We start from the raw sequence: 10,705 nt of genomic DNA, 5'->3' as shown, positions 1-10,705 counted from the left end.
ATAGGTTCCCTGAGCCACTTTCACTACATCAGCTGAGCTGCCCGAACACGAGTCAACGCCCTGCTGGATTGTGTTCCACGCCGTGCCCCAGGTGAGCCCATCGCTGTTGTCTCCCGTCTTGGCAACGGAATAATCTGTCGCATAGGCGCCGGCCACCATGATCGCGAAGACGGTGATGATCGCAACGAGCGCCAATTCAATGCCTCGATGAAGCTGCATGTATCTCCTCCCAGAATGAAATGGTTGTTAAATCCTTACGAAACGGCAACTATGTGCTGCAAAGTTTCAAGCCCTCTTTATCATACCATAACTCATCTCGCCACAACTCATCTTGATCAAAATGTCAAGCGAGAATCTATGTCAAGGCACCATCCGCTTGAATTAAATGGAGCAAGGGAAAAAGGAAAAGGGGCGGCGGATTCCGCCCCTTCACAAAGCCGCGCTTCCACGCGGTTGAAATCAATTCAGGACGTCAGCACCTGACGGAGCCGCCGAAGCCCGTGCACGACAAGCTCGGGCCCAGCGCTGTCAGCAGCGCCTCGCTGTCAAGCGTCAGAACTCCTGGAGCCTCGTAAACCTTATTCGTCTTCATTATCGTCTCTCCTATCGAACGGTTGGCAGTTGGCAGTTGGCAGTTGGCAGTTGGCAGTTGGCAGTTGAATTGGCTTGATGCTGAGCGGCAGCCTCGCGGAGGCCGGCCCGTGTGCGGTCCATTTGCCGCTCGTGTCGATGTCAACCAGCCAGTAGTTGTAACTGACGCCCGGCTCAACGTCGCTGTCGGTAAAGCTATATGAGGCGCCGGAACTCGGCGTCCCCTGAGCTGGGATCAGCCCGCTCAACTGCTGATAATCAGACGTCCCCGCAATCGCCCTATAAACAACGAACCCGGCGTTGTCGATCTCGGCTCCGGTCTCCCAGTCGAGCACGATGCGAGAGCCAACCGGCCTTGCGGCGAAGGACACCAGCTCGATGTAGGTGTAGGTTCCTAGGGGGTAATGGTAGCCCATATCGACCTCGTCATCCCAGCCCGTGCCTGTCATATCGAGGTGCCCGCCGACATCAGTCGTGTATTTGGAGTTGGAAGTGCCGCCGTATGGATTCTCGCTCGTGTTACCGGTGTCTATGCAGGGGCTCTTGTCGGTGCCTTTCTGGTCCAGAAAATACCCGTCCCCTTCGGTGTAGCCGCCTCGCCAGCGGAACTGCGGATACTGATCGATGTTCCCGGTCCCAGTCCAGCCGCCCGCGACGTCGGAGTAAGTCACCGTGACGTACGCTGTGGCGCCGGCAATCTCGTCAGGGCTATTGCCCCAAACGATGCAGTTGACAAGCGTCGGCTTGCAGTACTCGTCGTAAACGTAAAACCCCCCGCCGGTACCGGCCGACTCGTTGTCGGAAATCGTGCAGTTGGTCAGCGTCGGCGAACTGGCGTAGGTGTGGCAGTATATCCCGCCGCCATTGCTGCTTGCCGTGTTGTGAGTGATCAAGCAGTTGATGATGGTCGGCGAACAGTAGTTATAGCAGGATATCCCGCCGCCGTAGCCCGCGGAGTTTCCCATAATCACGTTATCCTGGAGCGTCGGCGAACTGTACGTGTGACAGGATATCCCGCCGCCGTAGCCGCCCGGGCAGGAGTTGTCCGTGATCATGTTATCCCGGATGATCGCCGAACAGTAGTTATAGCAGGATATCCCGCCGCCGTCGGCAGACGCTTCGTTCCCAGTAATCGTGTTGTTGGTGATGGTCGCCGAGCTGTAGGTGTGAATGCATATCCCGCCGCCGGAGGCCGCGCTGCCGTTGGTGATCGTGAAGCCATCAATTGTGACATAGAGTTTGTCGGTATAAATTGTCACAACGGAGCCGACACCGCCTCCGTCAATGGCCGTGACGTACGCGTCATGGTCGCGTGTGTCGGTGGTTGGGTCCCATCCACCCTCAAGCGTGACGTAGCTTTTCAGCACGATGTTTTCCACATAGGTTCCCTTGCCCACTTTCACTACATCAGCTGAGCTGCCCGAACACGGGTCAACGCCCTGCTGGATGGTGTTCCACGCCGTCCCCCAGCTGAGCCCGTCGCTGTTGTCTCCCGTCTTGGCAACGAAATAATCTGTCGCATAGGCGCCGGCAACCATGATCGCGAAGACCGCGATGATTGTAGCGAGCGCCAATTCAGTCCCTCGATGGAGCTGCATGTCTGTCCTCCCAGAATGAGATGGTTGTTAAATCCTTTAAGAGAAATTGTCTGTCAGCTCGATGCATCCTGCCTCCCTGTCATTTGTGTTCGTTAAACATTTCCTGCTGAACTTCCGATGATTCACTTGGAGGTGGGAACAGTTGCGTCTTGATCGGGGTACCTCCGAAGAGATGCGTTCGCTTCCGCTTCCGCTTAAAGTATTACCAATTTCTCGGCAGGTGTCAAGTACGGCTTGTAGAGCCGCGCAATGTGCTCTTCCGGCGCAAAAACCGGCGATCAAGACCAAAAATCCGCAAAAAAACAGCTAAAGTTTTTCCGCAGGGCATATTGGCCGGCCTTCCAACAGGCAGGATGATGTGAGCCCCGTGCCAGAAACCGCAATTTGCAGTACTCAAAAGAGTTGCTATATTGGCATTGCTTGGCGTCGAGACGGCCCAATGAGAGAACGTCCTGGTATTGACGACATAGGAGCGAGAGAGATGATGAGAAAGACGCTGCTGGCTGCGGTTGGCAGTTTGAGGCGAGCTCGGAACGTGCGAGCCGACAGCTTGCCTTCGCTGGTAGAAGAAGCTGTGGGAGCGGAGGCTCTCCGTTGGCGGAGAGGCAGGGATTCGAACCCTGGAAGCGCCTTTAACGCTTACTCGCTTAGCAGGCGAGCTCCTTCGGCCTCTCGGACACCTCTCCTACGAATGAATCCTGTCTCATTGAGCACCGGCAACTGTGCAAAACTGGCCTCATATTGTCAAGTTCGGGCCACCTGCTCTATCCAGCCAGCGCCCACAACGCAATCGCCGTCGTAGAAGGTTACGGCCTGGCCCGGCGTTATCGACGGCTGCGCCTGATCGAAACGGACGCTGACCGTCGTGTCGTTCCCGTCAATCGGTGTTATCTGCGCCTCTTGGGCCTTGTGCCTGTATCTGATCTTCGTATCGAAGAACGCCGGCCCTTTTGGCGCCAGCCCGTCCGCCCAGACGACGTCGCTGGCCCTGAATTGGCGCGCGTAAACGTGCTTCTTGTCTCCTATGAGCACCGTGTTTGTGGCTGGCTGGATGCTCAGGACGTATTTGGGCTTGCCCAAAGCGATCGACAGCCCCCTCCGCTGGCCGATCGTGAAGTTCATAATGCCCTCGTGGCGCCCTACCAGCCCCAGCTCGACATCGACAATCGGGCCTGGCTTGGAACTATACGCCAGCCTCTTGAAGAGCGCCTTGTATCCATCCTTGGCGAAACACAGGTCCTGACTCGGCCTAACAGCAGGTCCCAAGATGCCCAGCTTGAGCACAGCGGCTCTCACCTGCCCCTTCGTCATCTCGCCCAGGGGCATCAAGCAGCGCTCAAGGTGCGATGACGGGACTCTGCACAAGAAATATGATTGGTCCTTCTTAGGGTCGAGCGCCTGACACACGACTTGCGTCCCGCTTTCCGGATGTTTTATGACCCTCGCGTAATGCCCTGTGGCGTAAAAGGCCGCGCCAAGCCGGTCTGCTAAGTCCAAAAGGCTAGCGAACTTTATCTTGGCGTTGCAGACGACACACGGATTGGGTGTCCGACCCCGCTTGTATTCCTCAAGGAATGGCTCCAGCACAAGATGCCGGAACTTTCGGCCGAGCTCCACAAACAGCACTTGAACGCCCGTCTTCTCGGCGGACTTGACGAGCCTTTGCTCTCCCTCGGTGCGAGGCGCCTGGTCAATGTCGAGCGCATCTTCTGATTCGGCCGCAACCGACGCGAAGGGATCAAGCCGAAAATGCACGCCAAGAACTTCGTAGCCTTGACTCTTCAACGTCCAGGCCGCATAGGTGCTGTCCATGCCGCCGCTTAAGGCCACCAAGACCTGCTTGTTCACGCTCCCTGTTTGGCTCATTTGGAGTCGTCCGCTGCGCTCATCAGACCTTGCGCAGCCTCAAGGTCCCTCAATGACCGGCCCCTTTCACCGGGGGATGGTTGTTATCTCAGCACCCTCTTCTTGTCCTCGCCGGTCGGATCGAAATCGGCCAGCTTGAAGATTCTCATCACAAAGAAAGCCAGCAGCTCCAGCAGACCCACGAGGCCGTTGATCACGTGTCGGCCGTCGATCTTGCGTTCCGGGACAGAAGACTCTGACAATAGAACGTGGCATATCCTTGCTCCCCTGAGCACGGACTTGATTATGATCTCCGAGCCGATCGCGAACCCGCGGCTCTCGATTATTGCGACTCTCAACACATCTTTTCTGAGCAGTTTGGGGGAATTAGTCTCGCGCGCCGACACGCCGAATAACAGCCGCAATATAACCCGGACCGTGAATATCCCGGCCCTGTGGCAGAGCGGTCGCGATCTGAGGGGCCGATACCCGATCACAAGGTCGTGTTCGTCCATCTGTGAGACGAACTTAGATATGTCGCCCGGCCGGAAGCTACCGTCCGCTGGAACGTTCATCAACCAGGGGCAACGAGAGTGGGCAAGGCCGCTCTTGATCCCAGAACCGAACCCGATCGTGAAGGGATGAGTGATCACCCTCACGCTCGCAAGCTCCCGCTCAAGCAAGTGCGCCTCGCTCGCAGTCTGCTCCGAGCTAGCGTCGTCCACGATAAGAATCTCGAATTGGTCGCAGGAACTGCGGGCCGACTCGTCAACCCCTCGCACGAGGTCAGAAAGTCCGGTCTCAGCATCACAGACCCGAATGACAAACGATATGTCTCGTTCCAACTAAGCTATCCTTCAAACGATTGGATTGCCCGGGCGCCGTTGTCTGACGTCCCGATTCAGGCGCATGATACCTTCGTGGTCCTTCAAATAGCGTATCACATCCCGCACGGCCAGGAGCTCACCAGGATGATACAGCTCGGCGAATACCGCAGAGAGCATCTCGAAGTCCTCCTCGGTGTCGAGCGTTAGCCGCAGCTCGGGCATCCCCAGACTCGACCTTATCTCCATAACAGAGAACAGGTCCGGCCTCTCACGAATGAATAAAGTTACGTGCTCGCGATACTCAGCCCCATCGCAGAGCGCCTGCACTCGTCTCAGAACATCTAGCCTCACCGCCTCACAAGATGCGCCCAGAGGCGCATTCGACGCAAAGCAGTATTCCAGTTTGGGGTCTTGGCGCATGGCATCGGCAAGGGAATCAACGATGTCGGGGTCGATAAGCGGATTGTCGCCGGTCACTCTGACGATAGTCTCAGCGCCGATGGCCGAGGCGGCCTCAACGAAACGTTCCAGGACGTCGTCCTCGCTGCCTCGCACGCATTGGACCGAGAGCTCATTGCAGAGGCTGACTATGGCGTCATCTGCTGGCCTGACGGACGTCGCAACAGCCACGCAGTCAAGATTGCAGGCTTTTAGCCTGTCGATCACGTGGGCAAGGACGGGCCTACCCGCAAGCATAAAGAGTGTCTTGCCCGGCAACCGCTCAGAACCCATCCGAGCCTGGACGACCGCGCAGAGCGAGCCAGTGTCCGATCTCTTATCTCGCACCGGCATACCTGACCTCCCTCAACGTCAAGAGCGCCTTGCCGGCCTCGGTGAGCTCAAGCAAGGACGCCGACTTGATGTCATTGACAGCGGCCCCATCTTGGCTGAAAAGCCTCATCGCGCCGAGGCGCACAAGCGGGGTTATCAAGATGTGTCGCAGGACCCACTCGAGGATGAGGCTCGGATAAGGCGGATTCTTATCGTCAAGGGTTATCCCGAGGTGGCCGCCGAGCTCGGCAGCGAATTTATCTATTTGAGTCTGCGAGCCGGCCTTCAGGCTAAGAACGAATTGGAGGGCATCTGCCCGCTGCTTGGCGATCCTGGCGGCCAGAGCGCCTCTTGGAAACAGCACGGCCCACGGATAATCGTTCACAAACGCCGATGCGAGCATCACAAGCCGCCTGTCAGGCTGCCTTGAAAGGTATAAGTAGCCATATTGGGAGACGCCAAGCTCGCCATCCGGAAGGGTCATCATTCCGGAGAATCGGCAGAGCGTATCGACGAAGAAGACCTCCGGATAATACCGCTCATCGGGTAAATAGCCATAACGGCCCGCTGTTGGATCGAACAGCCTCACGGTCTCCTGCAAGCTCTCGCTTGCGATCAGCCCGCTCTCCCGAGATGTGCGCACCGAGTTTGAGTGGACATAGGTCAAGAACCTCTCAACCTGACCGACAATGGCGGGCTGCGCCTTGCTCTGTTGCTCGCTCACCCCAGGTCTCCGTCGAGATTGAACTCTTTCATCTTAGCCCACAGCGTCGAGCGGCTAATGCCAAGCATCCTGGCAGCCTTCGCTTTGTTGAAGTCCATCATCCTCAACACACTGAGAATATGCTGCCGTTCCACATTCCTGAGTGTTACGGGGCGCTGCCCCCTCGAGTCGGGCCTGTTCATGCTCTGTACCTCCAGGGCCAGGTCGCCCTCATCAATGCTGTCCTCAACGCAGACTATGGCTGCGCGCTCTATGACGTTCTCAAGCTCCCTCACGTTCCCCGGCCACGGATACTCCAGCAATGCCCTTTGGGCGTTCTCCGTAAATCCGCTTATCCTCTTTCGCTTGGCAAGCGAGCCCCTATCCAGAATGTGCTCCGACAAGGGGATAATATCCTCACGGCGCTTCCTAAGCGGTGGTATCTCGATGGTGAACACGTTCAACCTGAACAGGAGGTCCTCCCTGAACCGGCCCTCCTTGATGGCCTGCTTCAGGTCCTGATTGGTCGCGGAGATAACGCGCACATCGACCTTGACAGAGTGCTTCGAGCCGAGCGGCATGAACTCCTGCTCCTGCAAAGCGCGAAGGACCTTGGCCTGCGTGGAGGGGGACATGTCCCCGATCTCGTCGAGAAAGATCGTGCCCTGGTTGGCCTGCACGAACTTCCCTTGCTTGGCAGAAACGCCGGTGGCGGTGCCCTTTTCGATCCCGAAGAGCTCAGATTCGAGAAGCGTTTCGGGGATCGCGGCGCAGTTGAGCGCAATGAACGGGCTGCCCGAGCGCGGCCCGTTGTAGTGTATCACCCGCGACAACAGCTCCTTGCCCGTCCCGCTCTCGCCCAAGAGCAAGACCCGAGCCTCGGTCGGAGCGACCTTGCGCACCAGGTCCAAGACCCGCCTCATTGACTTGGACGCCCCAATTACCGAATCGTAACTGAACCGGTCCATCTGCTCGCGCTGCAAGTGCTGAAGCGACTCGATCGTCCGGGACACCGCCTGGCTCTCAAGCGACTTTCTCACCTTGAACAGGATCTCGTCGTTCTCACAAGGCGTCGTGATGTAGTCCCAGGCCCCGAGTTTGGTCGCCTCGATGGCGGACTTTATTGAGCCGAACGCCGTAGCGACTATGACCTCCGTTTGGGGAGAGAAGTGCTTCACCTTCTTTAGGACCTCGATGCCTGAAACATGGCTCTCCATCCTCAGGTCAGTGATAACGAGGTCGAAGCTCTCCTTGCGAATGTGCCTAATCGCATCACGCTCGCTCGAGGCGCCAACAACCTCGTGGCCCTCGGCCTTAAGAAGTAAACTGAGCATGGTCCGCATCGACTCGTCATCATCGACAACCAGTATCTTCCCGAGACAGTCCGTCATTTGCTACTCTCCTCGCCCAAGCGGCCGGCTTCGCCTGAATCCAGCTCCTTGCTGAGAGTGAACCTGATCTTGGTCCCCTCTTCACACGTCTTGATGATCATAATGGAACCCCCGTGCGCCTCGACAATCTGCTTTGCGATATGCAGGCCGAGGCCAAGGCCGCCCTTGCCAGCTGCGCCGCGGCCTGCGCGAACGAAGCTGTCGAAGACCTCGTCCACCTTGTCGGCCGGTATGCCGGGGCCCTGGTCCTCCACGTCAAACACGATAAGCTTCGGGTTGTCCTTGATCGTGAACTTGAGAAGTCCCTCCGGACGGTTGTATCGATCGCCGTTATGAAGCAGATTGATTATTACCTGAGACAGCTTGTCCGAGTCGAAATGGATATGAATAGGCTCTTTCGGGAACTCGGCCACGAGCTCTCTAGAGCGCTTAAGCAAGCCTTTCTCGAACTCCTTGACGACCTTGCGAACAAACTCAGTCAAGTTGGCCTTCTTGAGATTCAGGCTGAACGTCCCACGCTCTACTCTCGAGACGTCCAAGAGCTCCTCGATCATCCTTATTAGCCTATCCGCGTTGTTCTTAATCACTGCAAGCGCATCATGCTGCCGCGACGTCAGCTCCCCAAGCTTACCCGACAACAGCATGTCATAGGACATCTTCATCGACGAGAGCGGCGTCCTCAGCTCGTGCGAAACTACCGCCATGAACCTCGACTTCGTCGCATCCAACTGCTTGAGGCGCTGAGATTTGCTCTCTATTTCGTTTCGTATTGAAGTATATACAGCAAGGACCACGAATAGTGCACCAAGAATTGGGAACATCTCAGCGAGATACTCGAAGACGGAGCTCGACTTGTTGAAGTAGAAGAAGAATACGACAACCTGATGAACGTAAAACAACCAGAAAGCCTTCCTGAAAAAATGATTGATGGACCGCCTGAGCGCATAACACGAGGCGATCGCGAACGAGAGTATGACGATGTTCAGCATCGTGAAGATGAACGGCGTCCAGACCATTAGGTCTCTGTGGGGCAGGAGCCTGTCAAACAGGACAATCTCCAGCACAAGCAAGAAAACGAAGCCAAAGTAAGTGATTAGCAGCTTCTCAAAGCGCAGGTGGCTGCGCGCCATTCTAATGATCACGACGCCGGTCATTATTGCGAACGAGAGGTTCTCCCATGCGTAAGTAACGAGGATTGTGAATGACCGTGAGATGGGCTGCGCACTTAAATAGTCTATTACAAAGAATATGTAGGGGAAGAGCTGGCGTATGACCAGTATGGTGAACGCCAGACCAATTACATAATAGTCTCTGTTGCGCGTGCGCTGCCACTCACTGAACGCCATGACCCAGACGAACAGCGCAAACGCAAGCCCAAGGACCTGGTAAGCGAGTGCTGCCTCAGGCGGGGTAGATATTTGCGGCATAGCCGTCTCGCTTCCATCTTTTTCGCCTAAGTGACTTTATTGTGAGGGCCCGGAACTCTCCTCAACCTCTTCTTTCTTAACCCATACCTTCAGCTCGACGACCACATCCTGGTGCACCCTGATCGGGACTTGGTGAATCCCCAGAGACCTGATGGGCCTTTCGAGCTGTATCTTCCTGGAATCGATGTCCAGCCCCTTCTCCTTGATCGCGGTGGCGATGTCCCGCGCCGTAACAGAACCGAATATCCTATCCTCATCGCCTGATTGCCGAACAAAACTGCATTCGAGCTCTGCGATCATCTCTGCGACACTCTGGGCGGCCTTTAGCTCTATCCGCTTGCGCGCCTCGACCTGTTGCACAGTATTATCGAGACGGCTGATGCTTTTTTTGGTGACGGGCACAGCAAGGTTACGTGGGATCAGGAAGTTACGGGCGTAGCCGTTCTTGACAGTAACCCTCTCGCCAGCTCGTCCAAGTTTGTCGATATCGTATTTCAGATAAACCTCAACGCTTGCCATATTGAATACCTCTCAAATGCGCTCACTGTGCGCTTTGTTGTTCCTCTTTCGTGTTTCTTGCTCGTATTTTCCTAAAATCTATAAAAACATCCAGGAAGCCAACCGCGGCCGCCAAAAGGAGAAACAAATGTCTTGTCGCAAACAAGATTATCAAAAGCACTACCCACTGAATAGCTCTGGAAGAAATGAAACGACCGGCGAAAAACAGCGCAACCGCAACCCCCTGTATCACATACACGCAGCCCAGCACGATCAGGCAGTTCAGAGCTATTCGGGAGAGAGAGCCCTTTGTCAAGAGCAGAAAAGCGCCCACCCCAATCAGCCCAAAAACCAGTTTGTCCGGCGCGTGCCAAAGCCTAAACTGCCTTCCAGAGGTCGCCTGATACGTCGCTACGCCGAAAATCCTCTTGACCAGCGTCCTGAACACCACAAACCCGATTATCGTGTAAAGCAGCTCCCCAATCACGACAAGCGACGGAAGCAGCAGCATCGTCCAGCGGACAGCTTTGCTTGCGGCCTCCTCGCCGATTGATGACTTCATCTGCTCAAGGACATTGGGGCTCTTTGCAGGCAAGTCCTCAGCAAAGATGCGGTTGAACGCGGCCTTGTCTCCCGGCACGACTGAGCCGGGCGCAAGCATCTGCAAGGCCATCAAGGTCACGGCTGAGACAGCGAGGGCGCCGGTTGCGATCGTGCGGAATGGCGAATGACCTCTTGCTGTATGCTTGCCGAGAATCAGGCCGAGCAGAGCGCCTCCCGCGGCGAAGGCAAGCGCCTCTTCGAGAGACACAAAACCCCAGAGGGCCAGACATACTCCGCCCGTGACCGCAAGGACGACCGTTGGGCCAAACAAGATGTAGCTCAGGGCGACCGGAAGAGGCAGTAGTACCTTGGTCAGAATCCTGAGCTGAGGTAACCCAAAGTGCACGGCGCATAGAAGCAACGTGGCTCCGACCGCCCCGTATGCTATGCGCCCAAAAGATGCGGCGTCGAATGCACGGCGCTTGCAGGCGTCCTGCGTTCCGGAAGGCTC

Annotated in this window: 10 protein-coding genes and 1 tRNA gene; all 11 read right to left on the bottom strand. The window is 56.4% G+C overall.

Annotation, left to right across the window (positions count from 1 at the left end; all coding sequences use genetic code 11):
* A partial coding sequence (locus VM163_01365) for a hypothetical protein (GenBank protein HUT02525.1) occupies nt 1-219 on the bottom strand: 219 nt, incomplete at its 3' end.
* A 359-nt stretch (nt 220-578) separates the two neighbouring features.
* Entirely contained in the window at nt 579-2,189 is a 1,611-nt protein-coding gene (locus VM163_01360) for a right-handed parallel beta-helix repeat-containing protein (GenBank protein ID HUT02524.1), read from the bottom strand.
* A 595-nt stretch (nt 2,190-2,784) separates the two neighbouring features.
* A tRNA-Ser gene (locus VM163_01355) sits at nt 2,785-2,875 on the bottom strand.
* Nucleotides 2,876-2,933: 58 nt separating this feature from the next.
* On the bottom strand, nt 2,934-4,055 hold the full coding sequence (mnmA, locus tag VM163_01350) for a tRNA 2-thiouridine(34) synthase MnmA (GenBank protein ID HUT02523.1): 1,122 nt from the start codon (nt 4,053-4,055) through the stop codon (nt 2,934-2,936).
* A gap of 83 nt (nt 4,056-4,138) precedes the next feature.
* Nucleotides 4,139-4,879: a glycosyltransferase family 2 protein gene (locus tag VM163_01345; GenBank protein HUT02522.1), complete on the bottom strand. Its 741-nt coding sequence runs from the start codon at nt 4,877-4,879 to the stop codon at nt 4,139-4,141.
* 12 nt (nt 4,880-4,891) lie between these two features.
* Nucleotides 4,892-5,647 carry a glycosyltransferase family protein gene (locus VM163_01340; protein ID HUT02521.1) on the bottom strand — a complete coding sequence of 252 codons (756 nt, stop codon included), beginning with the start codon at nt 5,645-5,647 and terminating at the stop codon, nt 4,892-4,894.
* Nucleotides 5,637-6,356 carry a hypothetical protein gene (locus tag VM163_01335; GenBank protein ID HUT02520.1) on the bottom strand — a complete coding sequence of 240 codons (720 nt, stop codon included), beginning with the start codon at nt 6,354-6,356 and terminating at the stop codon, nt 5,637-5,639. Before VM163_01335 ends, VM163_01340 begins: the two co-directional genes overlap by 11 nt.
* The gene (locus tag VM163_01330; GenBank protein HUT02519.1) at nt 6,353-7,726 is read right to left on the bottom strand and encodes a sigma-54 dependent transcriptional regulator; all 1,374 of its coding nucleotides are present in this window, start codon (nt 7,724-7,726) and stop codon (nt 6,353-6,355) included. Before VM163_01330 ends, VM163_01335 begins: the two co-directional genes overlap by 4 nt.
* Nucleotides 7,723-9,153 carry an ATP-binding protein gene (locus tag VM163_01325; protein ID HUT02518.1) on the bottom strand — a complete coding sequence of 477 codons (1,431 nt, stop codon included), beginning with the start codon at nt 9,151-9,153 and terminating at the stop codon, nt 7,723-7,725. The genes VM163_01330 and VM163_01325 overlap by 4 nt, the downstream gene beginning before the upstream one ends.
* A 36-nt stretch (nt 9,154-9,189) precedes the next feature.
* Complete coding sequence (gene rplI, locus VM163_01320; protein HUT02517.1) at nt 9,190-9,672, bottom strand: 50S ribosomal protein L9; 483 nt, start codon at nt 9,670-9,672, stop codon at nt 9,190-9,192.
* A 22-nt stretch (nt 9,673-9,694) separates the two neighbouring features.
* Nucleotides 9,695-10,705, bottom strand: a 1,011-nt coding sequence (locus tag VM163_01315) for a DUF2232 domain-containing protein (GenBank protein ID HUT02516.1), incomplete at its 5' end; no start/stop codon positions are given.

This window comes from bacterium (assembly GCA_035527515.1).
GTDB lineage: Bacteria > B130-G9 > B130-G9 > B130-G9 > B130-G9 > B130-G9.
This window is presented reverse-complemented; position numbering and strand designations above follow the sequence as displayed.